Below are 16,035 nucleotides of genomic sequence, written 5' to 3'. Positions count from 1 at the left end.
GCAAAGTGAAGTCAATAGCGAACACATGGCCGCTCAGCGTTTATTTTTCGGGCTTTTTTTAACACTCTCGTGCCAACGCAGGCGCCAGAGGCCCGGGAATCATGAAGATTTGATGAACGGCGTTTAGAATTTTTTACATGGGAGTTGTTAATTAAAATCAACGAGGCTAAGCTCCGAAAAAGCTCGTTCAAGTGTCAAACTTCGAGGTGAATAAAAATGGCATTCAAGCCATTGATCGGCGTTACTGCGTGCGTCAAACAGATTGGCCTGCACCCCTACCACATCAGCGGCGACAAATACGTTCGCGCTGTCAGCGTTGCGGCGCTGGGGTTGCCCGTCGTCATTCCATCCCTTGGCAAACTGACTGAAATCGAAGACCTGCTGGGTCAGCTCGACGGTCTGTTGCTGACCGGCTCGCCGTCCAACGTGGAACCTTTCCACTATCAGGGCCCGGACAGCGCTCCCGGCACGGATCACGATCCGGCGCGGGATGCCACCACCCTTCCTTTATTACGTGCAGCCATCGCGGCGGGCGTTCCGGTACTCGGCATCTGCCGGGGTTTCCAGGAAATGAACGTAGCGTTCGGCGGCAGCCTGCACCAGAAGGTGCATGAGTTGCCGGGCATGCTCGATCACCGCGAAGCCGACAGCCCGGATGTCGCCGTGCAGTACGCCCCGGCCCACGCCGTGACGGTGCTGGCCGGTGGCGTGTTCGAAGCGCTGGAGCTGCCGGGTGAATTCCAGGTCAACTCGATTCACAGTCAGGGCATCGACCGCCTCGCTCCCGGCCTGCGCGCCGAAGCCGTGGCGCCGGATGGCTTGATCGAGGCGGTCTCGGTGGAGCACAGCCCGACCTTTGCCCTCGGCGTGCAATGGCACCCGGAATGGCAGGTGCTGGACAACCCGAACTACCTGCGGATTTTCCAGGCATTCGGCGAGGCTTGCCGCCAGCGTGCGGCGCGACGTAACCAGCGCTGACGCCACCCAACGATTGCAAAACCATTTACTGCCCCCGCGGGGTCGGCGGCTGCGCACCTGTGCATCCGTCATCCGCGATCAGCAACACACCGCGAAAACAAAAAGCACCACCCGGCAGCCAGGACGGCGGCGCCGAACAACCCGCACGGTGCGGGTCTGCAATCCACTCTTAAGCCAGGCCGCGTTGGCCCGGCGACTGAAACCTGTTGGGAGTTTCACATGGCAAACGCCTCCAGCACTTACAGGAAGGCTCTTGAAGGTCATCAGCAACCGAAAAAGGTTCTGGTGAAAGTCGATCGAGTCACCAAGAAGTTCGACGAAACCACCGCTGTGGACGACGTGTCCCTGGAGATCCATCAGGGCGAAATCTTCGCCCTGCTCGGCGGCTCCGGCTCGGGCAAATCGACCCTGCTGCGCATGCTCGCCGGTTTCGAACGGCCGACTGAAGGACGCATTCTGCTCGACGGTGTGGACATCACCGACATGCCGCCGTACGAGCGGCCGATCAACATGATGTTCCAGTCCTACGCCCTGTTCCCGCACATGACTGTCGCGCAGAACATTGCCTTCGGCCTCAAGCAGGACCGTTTGCCGACCAGCGAAATCGACGCCCGCGTCGAAGAAATGCTGCGTCTTGTACACATGACCCAATACGCCAAGCGCCGCCCGCATCAGCTGTCCGGTGGCCAGCGTCAGCGCGTGGCCCTCGCCCGCTCCCTGGCCAAGCGTCCGAAGCTGTTGCTGCTCGACGAACCGATGGGCGCACTGGATAAAAAGCTGCGCTCGCAAATGCAGCTGGAACTGGTGGAGATCATTGAGCGCGTCGGCGTGACTTGCGTGATGGTGACCCACGACCAGGAAGAGGCCATGACCATGGCCGAGCGCATCGCGATCATGCACCTGGGCTGGATCGCCCAGATCGGCAGCCCGGTCGACATCTATGAAGCACCGGTCAGCCGCATGGTCTGCGAATTCATCGGCAACGTGAACGCCTTTGACGGCACCGTGGTCGAGGACCTTGAAGGTCACGCGATCATTCACAGTCCGGACTTGCAGCAAAAGATCTACGTCGGTCATGGCGTCAGCACCTCGGTGCAGGACAAGTCGATCACCTACGCGATCCGCCCGGAAAAAATGCTCGTCAGCACGATCAAGCCAGAGACCCGCTACAACTGGTCCGAAGGCAAGGTGCATGACATCGCCTACCTCGGCGGCCACTCGGTGTTCTACGTCGAGTTGCCGAGCGGCAAGATCGTCCAGTCGTTCATGGCCAACGCCGAACGCCGTGGCGCGCGTCCGACCTGGGACGACAAGGTCTACGTCTGGTGGGAAGACGACAGCGGCGTGGTACTGCGCTCATGAGAACCTTCAATCAGCAATTCCTGCGCCTGGTGCCCAGCGGGCGAAAGTTCGTCATCGGCATCCCGTTCATCTGGCTGTTCCTATTCTTCATGCTGCCGTTCTTCCTGGTGATGAAGATCAGTTTCTCGGAAGCCGCGCTGTCGATCCCGCCGTACTCGGAGATCTACACCTACGCCGAACAGAAATTCCAGCTGTTCCTGAACATCGGCAACTACACCATGCTCGGCGAAGACGAGCTATACTTGTCGGCCTACCTCGGTTCGCTGAAGGTCGCGGCGCTGAGCACGCTGATGTGCCTGGTGATCGGTTTCCCGATGGCCTACGCGATCACCAAGGCCAGCAAGGAAGCGCAAAACGTCCTGCTGCTGTTGATCATGATGCCGACCTGGACCGCGATCCTGATCCGTGTTTACGCATGGATGGGCATCCTCAGCAACAACGGTTTGCTCAACGCATTTTTGATGTGGACCGGGCTCACCGATCACCCGATCGAGATCCTCAACACCAATACGGCCGTGTATATCGGCGTCGTCTATGCGTATCTGCCATTCATGGTGCTGCCGCTGTACGCCAACCTGGTGAAGCACGACGGCAGCCTGCTGGAAGCCGCGCAGGATCTGGGCTCGAGCAACTTCAACAACTTCTGGAAAATCACCGTGCCGCTGGCCAAGAACGGCATCATCGCCGGCTGCATGCTGGTGTTCATTCCGGTGGTGGGCGAGTTCGTGATCCCGGAACTGCTGGGTGGCCCGGAGACCCTGATGATCGGTCGCGTGCTGTGGCAAGAGTTCTTCAATAACCGCGACTGGCCGGTGGCGTCCGCCCTGGCGGTGGTGATGCTGTTGATCCTGATTGTGCCGATTCTGCTGTTCAACCGCAGCCAGGCCAAAGAGATGGAGGCACGGGGATGAAACGCTTCGGATTTTCAAAGTTCATGCTGATCTTCGGCCTGATGTTCATCTATCTGCCGATGCTGATTCTGGTGATCTACTCGTTCAACGCCTCGAAACTGGTGACGGTCTGGGGTGGCTGGTCGGTGAAGTGGTATGTCGGCCTGCTCGACAACACGCAACTGATGGGCTCGGTGGTGCGCTCGCTGGAAATCGCCTGCTACACCGCGATCGCCGCCGTGGCGCTGGGCACCCTCGCCGCTTTCGTGCTGACCCGCGTGACACGCTTCAAGGGTCGTACGCTGTTCGGTGGTCTGGTGACCGCGCCGCTGGTCATGCCTGAGGTGATCACCGGTCTGTCGCTGTTGCTGCTGTTCGTGGCGATGGCGCAACTGATCGGCTGGCCGCAGGAGCGTGGCATCGTCACGATCTGGATCGCCCACACCACGTTTTGTGCCGCTTATGTGGCGGTGGTAGTCTCCGCCCGCTTGCGCGAGCTGGACCTGTCGATCGAAGAGGCGGCGATGGATCTGGGCGCGAAGCCGTTCAAGGTGTTTTTCCTGATCACCATCCCGATGATCGCGCCGTCGCTGGCGGCGGGCGGCATGATGTCGTTCGCTCTGTCGCTGGATGACCTGGTGTTGGCGAGCTTCGTCTCCGGGCCAGGTTCCACCACCCTGCCGATGGAAGTGTTCTCGGCCGTGCGTCTGGGCGTTAAGCCCGAGATCAACGCCGTGGCCAGCCTGATTCTGCTGGCGGTGTCGCTGGTGACCTTCCTGGTCTGGTACTTCGGCCGCAAGGCAGAAGCCAACCGCAAGCGGGCGATTCAGGAAGCCATGGATCAGACCGCCAACGAATCGTGGCAGCAACCGCAACCTCAACGAGTGGCAGCGACGGCCTAGGGCCGTCGCGTTTTACGGCTTTGCGCTTTTGCTTAAAAGCTTTTGAATAAAAAGAATGGAGTTTCACCGATGAAAATGTTTGGCAGGACTCTGCTGACACTGTCCTTATTGGGCGCAATCGCCACAGGCGCCCAGGCCAACGACAAGGTGCTGCGCGTTTACAACTGGTCGGATTACATCGCCCCGGACACCGTCAAGAAGTTCGAGGACGAGACCGGCATCCGCGTGACCTACGACGTGTTCGACAGCAATGAAACCCTCGAGGCGCGTCTGCTCGCGGGTAAATCCGGCTACGACATCGTGGTGCCGTCCAACAGTTTCCTGGCCAAGCAGATCAAGGCCGGGGTCTATCAGACCCTGGACAAGTCGAAGCTGCCAAACTGGAAAAACCTCAACCCGGTGCTGCTGAAAAACGCCTCCGCCAGTGATCCGGACAACGCCCACGCGTTCCCGTACATGTGGGGCTCGATCGGCATCGGCTTCAACCCGGCCAAGGTCAAGGAAGTGCTCGGCAAGAACGCGCCGACCAACTCCTGGGACCTGCTATTCAAACCGGAGAACGCCGAGAAGCTGAAGGCTTGTGGCATCAGTTTCCTCGATTCACCGACCGAAATGATCCCGGCTGCCCTGCACTATCTGGGCTATCCGGTGAATGACAAGGACACCGCGCACATCAAGGAAGCCGAGGCGCTGTTCATGAAGATTCGCCCGAACGTGGCGTACTTCCACTCTTCGAAATACATTTCGGACCTGGCCAACGGCAACATCTGCGTCGCCGTCGGTTACTCGGGCGACGTGCTGCAGGCCAAGGCCCGCGCGGTGGAATCGGGCAACAACGTAGTGATCGACTACAGCATTCCGAAGGAAGGTGCCGGCAGCTTCTACGACATGGTCGCCATTCCACGCGATGCGGCGAACGTCGAGAACGCTTACCTGTTCATGGACTTCCTGATGCGTCCGGACATCATCGCCGAGATCACCAACAGCAACGGTTACAGCAACGCCAACTCGGCGGCGACGCCCCTGGTGGATGAAGCGATCCGCAACGACCCGGGCTCGTACCCGTCGCAGGAAGTGATGGCCACGCTGTATGCGGTGCCGGATCAACCGATTTCCACGCAACGGATCATGACCCGGGGCTGGACCCGGGTGAAGCTCGGCAAATAAACACACATCGATTTCCGTTCACGCAGCGCCTTACCACCGCTGCCCCCTGCTCTGAACGGCCTCACCTGGCTTCCTCGGTTCAGGTGAATTCAGGCGCCCTCGGGCGCCTTTTTTTGTGGGCTCAGATCAGCGGCCAATCGGCCAGTGCGCGGTAACGGCCCTTGTGGGATTCGAACAATGCAAAGCGCTCGGCCCGCAGGAAGAACTCCGGCGGCGTGGCGGACTCCGGTTCCGGCGCGCGGTAGTCGCGGGCCAGTGTCAGGTGCGGACGATACTCACGCGTCGCCTCTTCAAAGCCAAACGGCAACATCGCCTGCTCCAGTGCGTACACCAGTCGCAGCAATCCCTGCGGTGCCTGCTCCGGCGCCAGCGACAACACCCCGGCGCGACGCCAGACCTGCAAGCGATCCAGCGAAATCATCAGCGCCTCGCCCGGCGTACTCACTTTGGACGCCGCCTCACAGACTTCTCCTATCTGCGCCAACGGCACCGCGCCGAGAAACAGCAGCGTCAGGTGGAAATTGTCTGCCGGCACCGGTTTACCGGTCCTAAGCCCCAGTTCACTGCGCCATTGGGCAATCGCCTTGCGCTGTGCCGGCGGGCAGTCGAGGGCGAAGAACAGCCGCTTGAACGGTTGTTCGCCGTGTTTGTCATCCGTCATGGCCCCGCTCCCTTGTCGATGTTGATCCGTCGATTCTACACGGCCATTCCTGGCGACTCTTGGCGTGGGGTTTATAGTTCAACGATTGCCATCAACCGGAGGGCGTCATGCGCGAGATCCTCAGTAAAGAACCCTGGTGGGCTCGGCCACCGAACCCGGGGCAGGATGAAAACGAGCTGGAATGGGGCTGGCTGGTGCATTACAGCGAGGGTGAGCCGCGTTTCGAGTTTGTTCGCGAGCGGCCGACGGACGAGCAGATTCGCAACCGCAAAGGCTGCCGGATCACCCCATCGGCGGAGTGATCCGGCAGATATGCCTCAAGACTCAAGAATGTTCTTGAAGCCACCGAAGATCATCCGCTGCCCATCGAACGGCATCGGATTGACGTCCGGTTGCATGCGCGGGTCTTCCATCATTTTCCCCATGCCGGCGTCGCGGGTGGCTTTGTCCGGCCAGACCAGCCAGCCGGCCGACACGGTTTCGCCGTCCTTGAGTTTCACCGCCATCGGGAATGAGGTGACCTTGCCGTCCGGCACATCATCGCCCCAGCCTTGCACCACCTCCAGGGCGCCGTACTCCTTGAACAGTTTCTCGGCGATTTCGCAGTGTTTTTTGTACTGTTCGCGATTGGCGTTCGGCACGGGTGCGACAAAAACATCGATGTAAGCCATGGTCGTTCTCCTGCGGGTTTAGGGGTCGATCTGCTGAGTAGTCGATTCAGGCGGCCGCCATTCGACAGGAGTGGCGCCCAAGCCGACCGACGGTTCATCGCCCCCGCCCAGATTGCCTTCGACCTGCGCCGCCATGTGCAGCGTACCGGCCATCACGCCGGTGGTCGGGTTCTGCACCAGCTTCAGCCAGGCCTTGTCGAAGGTGTTGCCCAGACTGCTGCGGATCAGCGCTTCGCTGTCGGGACGATCACTGGCCTGGAGGATGGCGCGGATGCCTGCCACACCGGCCGAGATCAGCCCGCCGACGAGTTTGCCGGCCGCCGCCGCCACCGCGCTGGCGGCGCCACGCGGGGCCATTTCCGCCTCCATGCGCTGGCTGGCACGCTTGGCCACCGGGGCCATGCCCGCGTCGGTCGAGGCGATGCCCTTGGCCCCCCCTTCGATGTGGATCTTGTCAATCAACGCCGCGTAGGCCGGCAAGGTGTTCAGCGGTTCAGTGCTGACGATCTGATACAGCGAGGCATCCCGGGCCGGCGGCGGGCCGAGGGCAATGGCGGGGATTTTCTGCAAGTGCCCGTTGAGCTGGGCAATAGGTATGCCGTAGCGCTGGGCGATGACCGGCATCTGCTGCGCCATCAATTGCGCGTAGAACGCGGTGGACTGGCCGAGGATCGCGTCCGGGTCGATTTCCGCCGCGACGGGCGCCAGGACTCGCTCCTGATACTGCTCCAGCAAATAGGCGGCCAGGCGTTTGGACGAAGCATCCTGCTCGCCGCCGGCGCTGATGGTGTACCAACTAACCTTCATCGACAGCCATTCCTGGGTCCAGTAGCTGCTGAACCACGGGATGAATTTTTCTTCAGTTTGCTCATAGACGCGAATGCGCCAATGTTCCATTGAACCGCGAGCGAAAACCTTGACCTGCTCGGTGGACTGTCGGGAAGCCGTAACGATGTCCCGGTCGATCTGCTGCCAGGTGGCCGGTGAAACCACCACCGGCGGCGCGCTCGCCGGGCCCCGCGCCGTCGTCGCGCAGCCGGCCAGCAACATCAGTGCGGCGACGATCAGCGCACGCAGGTTCACGGTGGCGGTGTCCTTTTGTGGATCAGATCTGGAGGTAATGGTTTGAGTATAGGTGCGGGTTTCAGCCGTTTGTCCGGTTGTAGGGGGCTGCAATTCTGGCGGGCGATTTCAACATTCTTCCCAACCATCACTGACGTCGATGTTCACCATTACGACGATTGCCTTCCGCATCAAACGCGTCTGGCGCAGGATTCACCCATCCGAGACAAACACCACGAGGAGTTCACATCATGAGTCATACCGTCACCCTCGCCGTGAGTTTCCCGGTCTTCGGCAACAACTATTACGACCAGCACGTGGTGTCGCTGAAGACACAGCCGCTGGTGTTCAACGAAGATTTCGAAGATCTGCTGATGCCCGCCGCGAGCAATCATTTCAGCAATGAAGTGGTGGGCCTCAACGATCAGTTCCGCTTTCTGAGCGACATACTCGCCACCCATTTGCTGGACATCGAGGCCTCCGTGCCTGCGCGATCCAGCGTCCGGGCGAACGCTCATTTTTAATCGCTGTACCTGCTGTTCCCTTGAGGAACGGCCATGAAAAAGCCCACTGGCCGATTAGGCTCAGTGGGCTTTTTTTGTCAGCGCAGACGGACTATCAACGCTTCCAGCAATCGGCGTAGCGCGAGCAGACGTCGTACTGCTGCTCCATTTTCGCCATGCGGTCGAGGTGGCGATTGATGGTTTCGACCGTCACCGCTCTGTCGGTCTGGAAATAGAACATGATCATGGTTTTTTCCAGCTCCGCCGGCGCCGAGTTCATGGGGTTGGCGGCTTCGCCGGTTCCTGTCCACGCCTTCAATTGCTTGTCGTCCGCGCTACTCAGGCGTTTGCGGTATTCGTCGGTCGAGCGTTGCATCACCTGCGTCTTCTTGGCGGCGAAATCCTGATCGAACGCCTCAAGATTCTGGCGATACAACGTCCAGTATTCGTCCGGCAGATTGAAGCCCAGCTTGGCCTTGCGCTCGCTGATCAGTGAGTCGATTTTTTCCGGCGAGTTGCCCTCGACCTTGTCCCTGGCCGTGTCGGAGGTCATCCGGACAAACGTACTGCCGGCAATGATGCGATCCATCATCGCCGTGCGTTCCGGCGTATCGGGCAGCAGCGCGGGTGGTTTCGGAAAGATCGGGCTGCGGCCCTCACACGCGGCAAATCCATCGCGCCTGATGGTGACGGGCGTACGTACATCCTTGCCATCAACCCGTTGCAGGCGCTGCATCAAGGTCAAGCATTGGTTGCCCTTGAGTTCGAAGGTGAGTTCATACTCCATTGCGCGCTCGGGTCTGAAACCGAATACCGCGCCACACACGCCATAGCCCACCTGGGTATTGACCTGCAGGAACACTTCCTTTTCGGGCGGCAATTTCACTTCAAGATAACCACGGGCCTTTTCCGGAGGCGCCACGGTCATGCCCACCCGCCGCGGACTGTCTCTGACAAATAAATTGTTCAGGATGCCAGTGGTCAGGCCGTCGCAATGCTCGGCGTCGAAGTAATTGACGGTGGCATTGTCAGTGTTGGCCACGAAACGCATCTTGGCAGCGTCTGGCCCGGTGGCGTCCTGATAGGTCCCCGTCAGTGCGCAACCACCAAGCCCCGAGAGGGACACCATCAAGCCGAAAAGCGCCGAAGAACGGCGAAGGAGCGAAGTGACTGGCATGTTCATCCTTGAGGGAAAGGCCGGGAAAAGCCGCGATGCTACTGAATAGCCACTACTGCGTCCATCCCGTCAAAACCTGCCTGTCCAGCGTTGATCAATCATCATCCCGGTCACGGTGGTAGCGACGCCCGTCGCGGCGATCGTAATCGCGGTCGTCCCAACGCCGATCATGATCGTAGTAACGGCCATGATCACGGTCGTAATGGCGGCCATGTCGGTAGTCATCATCAAAGTCCGCCACACAGCCGCCCAGCAATACGGCGGCGGAAACAGTCAGCAGCAGCGTTGTTGCACGCATCATTCAGAATTTCCCTAAAACCAAGGTCTTGACGACGGAAAGGGTCAACGCAACCCACACCGAAGTGGCGCGGTGCGCGCAGCCGCAGATACGACCTGGGAAACGAACGATGATTCACAGGGCGACAACGACCGTTCATCGCCCCACCTGCAAGACTGACGCGAGCGCTGCTAACCCACCAGCGCAATCAACTGCTGGCGCTGCGCATCGGTCAACATCGACCCGAACCCGGCGCCGGCGTTGTCGGCCATGTAGCGCGGATTGCCGGTGCCGGGGATCACGCAGGTGACCGCCGTGTTCGACAGCAAAAACTTCAGCGCCAGTTGCGGCCAGCTGTTGACCTGCACATCCGACACCCAGCCCGGCAGCGGTTTGCCTTTGAGCCGTGCCAGCAGCTCGCCGCCGCCGAACGGGCGATTGCAGATCACCGCTACCCCACGCTCGCGGCACAACGGCAGGATGCGTTTCTCCACGCCCCGGTCATCAAGGGCGTAGTTGATCTGCAGGAAGTCGAGCTGTTCGGCCTTCAATACCGCTTCCACTTCCTCGTACGCCGAGGGCGTGTAATGGGTGATACCGATGTAACGAATGCGGCCCTGCTCCTTCCACTCACGCAGGGTCGGCAGATGAGTCTGCCAGTCCAGCAGGTTGTGGATCTGCATCAGGTCGATGCGCTCGGTGCGCAGCAGACGGAAGGAGTTTTCCATCTGCGCGATGCCCTCCTCGCGCCCGCGCGTCCACACCTTGGTCGCCAGAAAGGCCGGTGAACGCGGTTCGTGGATCGACAGCAGTTCGCCGGTGGTTTCTTCGGCGCGGCCATACATCGGCGAGCTGTCGATCAGCGTGCCACCCTTCCTGAACAACTCGTCGAGCACTGCCGCCAAGGGCCGGTAGGCCGGATCGCCGGGCGCGACATCGAAACCGCGATACGTACCCAGCCCGACCAGGGGCAGCCGCTCGGAGCTGGAAGGAATGGCGCGGGTCTGCATGGTCTGGCCTCCTGAGGCGCTCGGCGACGTGGCAGTGGCCAACGCCCGGTCAAACGTGAAAACCGCCGAAACCCCGGCAGCCAGCGTGAGCAGGCGGCGGCGGGAACAACCCTCAGTGTGGCTCATGCTCGCGTCTCTGCTTGATGGATCTGTTGCGCCTTGTGTTCGGCGGCGGTCACTCGGGAAGGCTCAACTACACTGCGACTGAGCACCCTCACGCCCCGTTAAAGTTAGCCGAATGTCCAGAATCCTGATGTCGCTCGTCGCCTTGATCGTTGCCGTGTACCTGATCCTGTGCGCGGCGCTGTTCGTTTTTCAGCGCTCGCTGATCTATTTCCCGCAGCCCGGCTCCATGGATACGGCGGAATCGCGAATGACGCTGGCGATGCCCGACGCCGATATTCGCGTCAGTGTTCGTGAGCATTCCGGGGCGAAAGCGCTGATCTATTTCGGCGGCAATGCCGAAGACGTGTCGCGCAATCTGCCGGCGTTTGCCGAGGCGTTTCCCGACTACGCGGTGTATCTGCTGCACTATCGGGGGTTTGGCGGCAGCGGCGGCTCCCCGTCCGAAGCGGCGATCGCCGAAGATGCGCTGGCGCTGTTCGATCAGGTGTATGCCCGGCATCCACAGATTGCACTGGTTGGACGCAGCCTCGGTTCCGGCGTTGCGGTGCGGCTGGCCAGCCAGCGGCCGGTGGCCCAGCTGATTCTGGTCACGCCCTACAACAGCCTCGTTGAACTCGCCGTCCAGCATTACCCGTGGGTGCCGGTGAAGTGGTTGCTCAAGGATCGTTACGAGTCCGGCAAATATGCGGCGCACATCAGCGTGCCGACGCTGCTGCTGGCGGCCAGCGATGACGAGGTGGTTTCACGGGCCAGCACAGAGCGCCTGCTGCGCAGTTTCCCCGACGGGGTGGCGATGCTCAAAGTGATAAAGGACTCGGCGCACAACTCGATATCCGAACGGCCGCAATACCTGCAATGGATGAAGGATGTGTTGAACCGGTGAGTGACACCTGCGCACTTCGTCGGCGACCAGCGAAAGCCTCAGGCGCCTCCTGAACCAAGTGCAAAAAGGCCAGTCCTACTCGCGCCGCTTTCGCGGCTAACTCCCTATCAGCGCTATCTTTTTTCAGAGCCTTGCGTCCCATGCGCCACGCCGTCCGTTCGTCTCGCTTCGTTTCGCTGTGCCTGCTGATCCTTTCTCCCCTGCTCGCCCCCTCTGCCCACGCTGGCGCAGAGCGGCAACTGGCAGCCGCCATCAATGACCTCCGTGCCCATCCGCAACGCTGCGACCGGCGTCCGGCACAACGCCTGGCGCCACTGACGCTGAAGCAGAACATTGCGTTGCCCATCGGCTATGGCTACGGCGGCGGGATGCGCGAGCAACTGAAAGCCTCCGGTTATGCAGCGGTCGCGGTGCGCAGCATCCGGATCGTCGGGGCCGAGGATGCCGAAGAGGCGTTTGATCAATTGCAGAATGAACATTGCGGCGCATTGCTGGATGCGCAGTACGCCGACATCGGCATCAGCCGCGCCCGCAGTGAATGGCAAGTGGTACTGGCGCGTCCGGTGATCGACAGCCGCTTGGGCGATAACCGCAGCGTCGGCAAAGCCTTGCTGGCCGAGGTCAACGCCGCCCGCGCCCGACCACGAATGTGCGGTCGCCAGCGCTTTGCCGCCGCCCGGCCCTTGAGCTGGAACCCGGCCCTCGGCGCCGCCGCGCAGGGTCACAGCAAGGCCATGGCCTACGGCAACTACTTCGCTCACCAGGACCCGGACGGCGACATGCCAGCCGACCGCGCCCGATCTGCCGGCTACCGTGGCCGGCAGATCGGCGAAAACATCGCTGCCGGGCAGAGTTCTCCGAGCAAGGCCATGGCCGGCTGGCTGGCCAGCCCCGGACATTGCGCCAACCTGATGAACCCGATGTTCACCCAGGTCGGCGCCGGTTTTGCCAGTGAGGCCCGCAGCGATAACGGTGTGTACTGGACGATGCTGTTCGGGGCGCCTTGAGCGCCTCACTTCGGCCGACGCACTGCCCGCACCTTGCTGCTGTTGCCGCCACCGCAGTAGAAGCGATCCCTGCCATCGGCCTCCAGTCCGGAGACGCCGATCCCGGCGGGCAACGTCAGGCTTTCCAGAACCTCGCCGCTGCCTGGATCGATCCGCCGGATCTCGCTCTCATCGCCTTCCCAGGTGCCATGCCACAGCGCACCGTCGACCCAGGTCACGCCGGTGACAAAACGGTTTGATTCGAGGGTGCGGAGGATTTTCCCGGTTTCCGGATCGATCTGATGAATCTTGCGATCGCGATACTGCCCCACCCACAACGTGCCCTCGGCCCAGGCCATACCCGAATCGCCGCCGTCGCCGGGGGCCGGAATGGTGTGGAGCACACGCCCGGTGGCCGGGTCGATCTTGTGGATTCGGCGGTCGGCAATCTGAAACAGGTGCTTGCCGTCGAACGCGGTCCCGCCATCGGCACCGACCTTGATCGTGCGCACGGTTTCGCCGCTGGCCGGGTCCAGCGCATTGAGCTGGCCGTCACTGGCGAACCAGACTTGCCGACCGTCGAAGGTCACGCCGTGGACACCGTCGATGCCGTCGAACGGGCCGTATTCACGAAGGATTTCTGCGTTTGCGTGTTTCATGCTGGCTTCCTCGTTGAGTGGGTGAGTCCAGCCTAGCCATTGCCCAACGACACCGGGAGTAACAAGATCGTCGCGAAACCCGGCACGGGCGGGGTCAGCCATCGCCGCGCACGGCCGACACCGAACGCCTGGACCTTGTCTTGCGCCGCCAACGTTTCCAGTGCCCGTTGTATCTGACGCTGGCTGCTGCCCAACGCAAGCGCCAGCGCCGAACTTGACCACGCCTCGCCGTCGGCGAGCAGGGCCAGCAGTGCGGCGTGTTTGTCTTCTAGCGGTAACGTCAGCAGCGCCACGTCTTGCGCAACCAGCGCATAGCCACGGGAAGTCGCCGTGATTCCGGCCAGCGGTTGCAGCGCTGCACGCAACCGGCCGATCTCGACCCGCAAACGGGCGCGGTGGGATTCATCATCGAGTTTCAATCGAAAGGCTTTGGCGACCAGTGTCTCTCGGGGCACATCCCCGGGCCAGGCTTCAGCGAGCAGCCGAACGAGGTGAAACAGCACCGGCCGCGTGGCCAGCGCCACCGTCATTCCTGCACCGCGAACGTTATAGCGACAGGCATCGACCACCAGCGTCGGCGACGCAAACAACGCTTCAACCTGTGCCAATGTCACTGCTTGCACCTGACCCGCAACGATCAATCGGGCAGCGGGCGCTTCGAGGATTTGCCGAGCGTGCTCGATCTCCGCCGACAATGCCGGAATGGCAGCCGACTGAGCCGCCCGTTGCGCACGTTCCAACGCCATTTGCGCCTTGTGCGCCTGCACCCGGCGCAACGCGATCCCGGCAGTCATCAGTTCATGAACGGCGCGCAGGGCTGGCGGCAACGGTGCTGGATCGAGTTCAGCGAGCAGCGCATCTGCGTCGTCCAACTGCCCGATCAGCAGCAACCGACGAATCTGCAGATAGCGCGCGTGCGCCGCGTTGAGCCAGTCGCCGTGATCGTGCAAGGCCCGCCGCGCCGCCTCCAGCGCCTTCACCGGCCAGCCCAGATCCCGCGCCGCCAGTGCCACTTCGGCCTCGGCCACCACGCAGCGTGCCCTAGACAACGGCTCATTGGCGCCGAACGCTTTCACCGCCCGCTGCAGCAATACCTTGGCCCGCGCCATAACGCCGAGCTGGGCCATGGCGATCCCGCGCAGGGCCAGGGCGGGCGGGTCTTCGCGCAGCGCCACGAAATTCAGCGCGGCCAACGGATCACCCGCCGCCAGTGCGCGACCGGCAGCGTTGATCAGCGAGTCCATGGGGAGTCCGGCATGTCACGGTTTCCGGTATCAGATCGTGGGTGGAGTCTAATACCGAATGCGGTTTTGTCTGGGTGCTCGTGTGACTGCGTGCTCAGTCGAGAATGGCGGCGTTCTTGAGCAACGCCTGCAAACCGACGGGCACCAGCGGTGATTGCTCAGTGAAACTTGAGTTGTCCTGCCAACTGGCGGTGAACGGGGCGCCGTCGCTTTCGTGACCGACGATCTGCAATTGCTCGTAGACCTGCGCGTCTTCGAAACGGGCGTCATACACCTGAACCATCTCATGTCCCGGTTTGCCGTTGTAGACGAAGAGGCTTTCAAGTGTGCCGAGCAGGCGCAGGTCTTTCATTGAAAGGCCCAACTCTTCCTGCACTTCGCGCACGATGGCCTCGCGACTGGTTTCGCCAAATTCGATGCCACCGCCGATGGGACGGTAGAAGGTTTGGTCTGCGACCGGGTCGTGGAAGCGGTTAACCAGAATTTTGCCATTTTGCTGAAAGACACACAGTGCAAGTGCGCGGATACGCGGTTCGGCCATGGGGTGAAGTCCGTTTGCTGGATGAAAAGCCCGGCATTAGATCACACGCAACAGAGGCGCTGCTTCAGGTAATCTGCGGTGGTTTGAAAGGGAATACAGCCAATCACGGAGTCGATTATTTGAAACGTCTAGCCTGCTATCTGCTTCTACCCTTGCTCTCGGCCTGTAGCTCGGGCCCTTACCTGAATCCGCAATCGACTGTCGGTCAGAACGCGTTGCTGATCAGAACGTGCCCCGGCCCTCACCAGGCAATGAGCTACACGACCACGTCAGAAGAGCTCGATTGGGTGCATCTGTTGGTCTATGCAGCGCTGCCGGGGACGCCGACCAGACCTGATTATCATCACAGCACCGATACCGAAGTGCGCCTGTACGCGTATCTTTATACGCCCCCGTACATGCGAAACCTGAATACACCGGAACAGTGGAAAACCGCCTACAGCACGCCCGAACCGGCCCTGTGGATCAGCGCGGCTTCGCCGATGGCCACCGTGCAACTGGCCAATGGCAAGTCGTACCAGGTCAGCATCGAACGCTTGAAAACCGGTTTCGACCCGCGTGAAACAGGGCTGGATCTATATTCCCCCGGAACACCGCTGGGCAGCGGCGAAATGGACGATTTCATCCTGACGCTGCCGGAGCTCTTCCTGAACGGAGAGAAAATCCCGACAGCGCCGATCCATTTCAAAAAGCATGAAGAGCGTTACATGCCGGTACTCAACTGCTGATCGTCAGACCGGAGAAATCGTGGCCAGAACGCCGATCATGATGGTCAACACGAGAAAGCCGCCGAGGAAAAACGCCATCTTAGCCATGAAGGCCTCCTGAATACTGAATGTCCGGCGCACCGGGCGCTTCGGAATGAAGCTCGTCGCGTGTGGCCGAACGGCAAGGGTATTTTGGGCCTATGGCTGAGATGGTTACAGATGCAGATTC

Annotated in this window: 19 protein-coding genes; 10 read left to right on the top strand and 9 right to left on the bottom strand. The window is 61.1% G+C overall.

Annotated features, from left to right (window positions below):
• Positions 1 to 216 precede the first annotated feature (216 nt).
• From IF199_RS11430 to IF199_RS11410, 5 genes are all read left to right on the top strand, one after another.
• Positions 217 to 978 (top strand): gamma-glutamyl-gamma-aminobutyrate hydrolase family protein, encoded by a 762-nt coding sequence (locus IF199_RS11430; RefSeq protein WP_007957108.1) that lies wholly within the window; start codon positions 217 to 219, stop codon positions 976 to 978.
• Positions 979 to 1,197: 219 nt separating this feature from the next.
• Positions 1,198 to 2,340, top strand: coding sequence for a polyamine ABC transporter ATP-binding protein (gene potA, locus IF199_RS11425; RefSeq protein ID WP_096822856.1), 1,143 nt, complete (start codon positions 1,198 to 1,200; stop codon positions 2,338 to 2,340).
• A 29-nt stretch (positions 2,341 to 2,369) separates the two neighbouring features.
• Entirely contained in the window at positions 2,370 to 3,251 is an 882-nt protein-coding gene (locus tag IF199_RS11420; RefSeq protein ID WP_425220388.1) for an ABC transporter permease subunit, read from the top strand.
• Positions 3,248 to 4,132 (top strand): ABC transporter permease subunit, encoded by an 885-nt coding sequence (locus tag IF199_RS11415; protein WP_011333555.1) that lies wholly within the window; start codon positions 3,248 to 3,250, stop codon positions 4,130 to 4,132. Before IF199_RS11420 ends, IF199_RS11415 begins: the two co-directional genes overlap by 4 nt.
• Positions 4,133 to 4,201: 69 nt before the next feature.
• Positions 4,202 to 5,299, top strand: a complete 1,098-nt coding sequence (locus tag IF199_RS11410; protein WP_096822858.1) for a polyamine ABC transporter substrate-binding protein — start codon at positions 4,202 to 4,204, stop codon at positions 5,297 to 5,299.
• A 121-nt stretch (positions 5,300 to 5,420) separates the two neighbouring features.
• Here IF199_RS11410 and thpR read toward each other — a convergent pair whose 3' ends face one another.
• Complete coding sequence (thpR, locus tag IF199_RS11405) at positions 5,421 to 5,960, bottom strand: RNA 2',3'-cyclic phosphodiesterase (protein ID WP_192560421.1); 540 nt, start codon at positions 5,958 to 5,960, stop codon at positions 5,421 to 5,423.
• A 107-nt stretch (positions 5,961 to 6,067) separates the two neighbouring features.
• On the opposite strand from thpR, the gene IF199_RS11400 reads away from it, so the two are divergent.
• Positions 6,068 to 6,262, top strand: coding sequence for a hypothetical protein (locus IF199_RS11400; protein ID WP_096822860.1), 195 nt, complete (start codon positions 6,068 to 6,070; stop codon positions 6,260 to 6,262).
• 15 nt (positions 6,263 to 6,277) lie between these two features.
• Here the strand turns inward: IF199_RS11400 and IF199_RS11395 are convergent, their stop codons facing one another.
• Together IF199_RS11395 and IF199_RS11390 are read right to left on the bottom strand one after the other, a co-directional pair.
• Positions 6,278 to 6,631: a DUF1428 domain-containing protein gene (locus tag IF199_RS11395; RefSeq protein ID WP_102619606.1), complete on the bottom strand. Its 354-nt coding sequence runs from the start codon at positions 6,629 to 6,631 to the stop codon at positions 6,278 to 6,280.
• Between the two features lie 18 nt (positions 6,632 to 6,649).
• Complete coding sequence (locus IF199_RS11390; RefSeq protein ID WP_192560420.1) at positions 6,650 to 7,714, bottom strand: hypothetical protein; 1,065 nt, start codon at positions 7,712 to 7,714, stop codon at positions 6,650 to 6,652.
• A gap of 230 nt (positions 7,715 to 7,944) precedes the next feature.
• Here IF199_RS11390 and IF199_RS11385 point away from each other — a divergent pair, with 230 nt between their 5' ends.
• Complete coding sequence (locus IF199_RS11385) at positions 7,945 to 8,217, top strand: hypothetical protein (protein WP_096822863.1); 273 nt, start codon at positions 7,945 to 7,947, stop codon at positions 8,215 to 8,217.
• A gap of 94 nt (positions 8,218 to 8,311) precedes the next feature.
• On the opposite strand, the gene IF199_RS11380 is transcribed toward IF199_RS11385, so the two are convergent.
• From IF199_RS11380 to IF199_RS11370, 3 genes are all read right to left on the bottom strand, one after another.
• Positions 8,312 to 9,373, bottom strand: coding sequence for a hypothetical protein (locus IF199_RS11380; protein WP_244142459.1), 1,062 nt, complete (start codon positions 9,371 to 9,373; stop codon positions 8,312 to 8,314).
• Positions 9,374 to 9,467: 94 nt separating this feature from the next.
• Positions 9,468 to 9,674, bottom strand: coding sequence for a hypothetical protein (locus IF199_RS11375; protein ID WP_096822865.1), 207 nt, complete (start codon positions 9,672 to 9,674; stop codon positions 9,468 to 9,470).
• A 167-nt stretch (positions 9,675 to 9,841) separates the two neighbouring features.
• Positions 9,842 to 10,786 carry an aldo/keto reductase gene (locus IF199_RS11370; protein WP_192560418.1) on the bottom strand — a complete coding sequence of 315 codons (945 nt, stop codon included), beginning with the start codon at positions 10,784 to 10,786 and terminating at the stop codon, positions 9,842 to 9,844.
• Between the two features lie 112 nt (positions 10,787 to 10,898).
• Between IF199_RS11370 and IF199_RS11365 the strand changes: the two genes are divergently transcribed.
• A complete protein-coding gene (locus IF199_RS11365) occupies positions 10,899 to 11,669 on the top strand; it encodes an alpha/beta hydrolase (protein ID WP_192560417.1) in 771 nt (256 codons plus the stop codon).
• A gap of 140 nt (positions 11,670 to 11,809) precedes the next feature.
• Positions 11,810 to 12,676, top strand: coding sequence for a CAP domain-containing protein (locus IF199_RS11360; RefSeq protein WP_192560416.1), 867 nt, complete (start codon positions 11,810 to 11,812; stop codon positions 12,674 to 12,676).
• Positions 12,677 to 12,681: 5 nt separating this feature from the next.
• On the opposite strand, the gene IF199_RS11355 is transcribed toward IF199_RS11360, so the two are convergent.
• The 3 genes from IF199_RS11355 to IF199_RS11345 all read right to left on the bottom strand — a co-directional run bounded on the left by IF199_RS11355 (position 12,682) and on the right by IF199_RS11345 (position 15,099).
• The gene (locus IF199_RS11355) at positions 12,682 to 13,314 is read right to left on the bottom strand and encodes a Vgb family protein (RefSeq protein ID WP_192560415.1); all 633 of its coding nucleotides are present in this window, start codon (positions 13,312 to 13,314) and stop codon (positions 12,682 to 12,684) included.
• 32 nt (positions 13,315 to 13,346) lie between these two features.
• Positions 13,347 to 14,558, bottom strand: a complete 1,212-nt coding sequence (locus IF199_RS11350; protein WP_192560414.1) for a helix-turn-helix domain-containing protein — start codon at positions 14,556 to 14,558, stop codon at positions 13,347 to 13,349.
• Between the two features lie 94 nt (positions 14,559 to 14,652).
• Positions 14,653 to 15,099: an NUDIX hydrolase gene (locus IF199_RS11345; RefSeq protein WP_192560413.1), complete on the bottom strand. Its 447-nt coding sequence runs from the start codon at positions 15,097 to 15,099 to the stop codon at positions 14,653 to 14,655.
• Between the two features lie 14 nt (positions 15,100 to 15,113).
• On the opposite strand from IF199_RS11345, the gene IF199_RS11340 reads away from it, so the two are divergent.
• Complete coding sequence (locus IF199_RS11340) at positions 15,114 to 15,827, top strand: hypothetical protein (protein ID WP_244142458.1); 714 nt, start codon at positions 15,114 to 15,116, stop codon at positions 15,825 to 15,827.
• Positions 15,828 to 16,035 lie beyond the last annotated feature (208 nt).

The organism is Pseudomonas allokribbensis (assembly GCF_014863605.1).
Taxonomy (GTDB): domain Bacteria; phylum Pseudomonadota; class Gammaproteobacteria; order Pseudomonadales; family Pseudomonadaceae; genus Aquipseudomonas; species Aquipseudomonas allokribbensis.
Note: the sequence above shows the minus strand (reverse complement) of the source record. Positions and strands in the feature narration are given on the sequence as shown.

What these genes read in the sequence shown, in the direction of transcription:
- IF199_RS11430 (WP_007957108.1), top strand. Translation starts at nt 217, where the DNA reads ATGGCATTCAAGCCATTGATCGGCGTTACTGCGTGCGTCAAACAGATT.
- potA (WP_096822856.1), top strand. Translation starts at nt 1,198, where the DNA reads ATGGCAAACGCCTCCAGCACTTACAGGAAGGCTCTTGAAGGTCATCAG.
- IF199_RS11415 (WP_011333555.1), top strand. Translation starts at nt 3,248, where the DNA reads ATGAAACGCTTCGGATTTTCAAAGTTCATGCTGATCTTCGGCCTGATG.
- IF199_RS11410 (WP_096822858.1), top strand. Translation starts at nt 4,202, where the DNA reads ATGAAAATGTTTGGCAGGACTCTGCTGACACTGTCCTTATTGGGCGCA.
- thpR (WP_192560421.1), bottom strand. Translation starts at nt 5,960, where the DNA reads ATGACGGATGACAAACACGGCGAACAACCGTTCAAGCGGCTGTTCTTC.
- IF199_RS11400 (WP_096822860.1), top strand. Translation starts at nt 6,068, where the DNA reads ATGCGCGAGATCCTCAGTAAAGAACCCTGGTGGGCTCGGCCACCGAAC.
- IF199_RS11395 (WP_102619606.1), bottom strand. Translation starts at nt 6,631, where the DNA reads ATGGCTTACATCGATGTTTTTGTCGCACCCGTGCCGAACGCCAATCGC.
- IF199_RS11385 (WP_096822863.1), top strand. Translation starts at nt 7,945, where the DNA reads ATGAGTCATACCGTCACCCTCGCCGTGAGTTTCCCGGTCTTCGGCAAC.
- IF199_RS11380 (WP_244142459.1), bottom strand. Translation starts at nt 9,373, where the DNA reads ATGCCAGTCACTTCGCTCCTTCGCCGTTCTTCGGCGCTTTTCGGCTTG.
- IF199_RS11375 (WP_096822865.1), bottom strand. Translation starts at nt 9,674, where the DNA reads ATGATGCGTGCAACAACGCTGCTGCTGACTGTTTCCGCCGCCGTATTG.
- IF199_RS11370 (WP_192560418.1), bottom strand. Translation starts at nt 10,786, where the DNA reads ATGAGCCACACTGAGGGTTGTTCCCGCCGCCGCCTGCTCACGCTGGCT.
- IF199_RS11365 (WP_192560417.1), top strand. Translation starts at nt 10,899, where the DNA reads ATGTCCAGAATCCTGATGTCGCTCGTCGCCTTGATCGTTGCCGTGTAC.
- IF199_RS11360 (WP_192560416.1), top strand. Translation starts at nt 11,810, where the DNA reads ATGCGCCACGCCGTCCGTTCGTCTCGCTTCGTTTCGCTGTGCCTGCTG.
- IF199_RS11355 (WP_192560415.1), bottom strand. Translation starts at nt 13,314, where the DNA reads ATGAAACACGCAAACGCAGAAATCCTTCGTGAATACGGCCCGTTCGAC.
- IF199_RS11350 (WP_192560414.1), bottom strand. Translation starts at nt 14,558, where the DNA reads ATGGACTCGCTGATCAACGCTGCCGGTCGCGCACTGGCGGCGGGTGAT.
- IF199_RS11345 (WP_192560413.1), bottom strand. Translation starts at nt 15,099, where the DNA reads ATGGCCGAACCGCGTATCCGCGCACTTGCACTGTGTGTCTTTCAGCAA.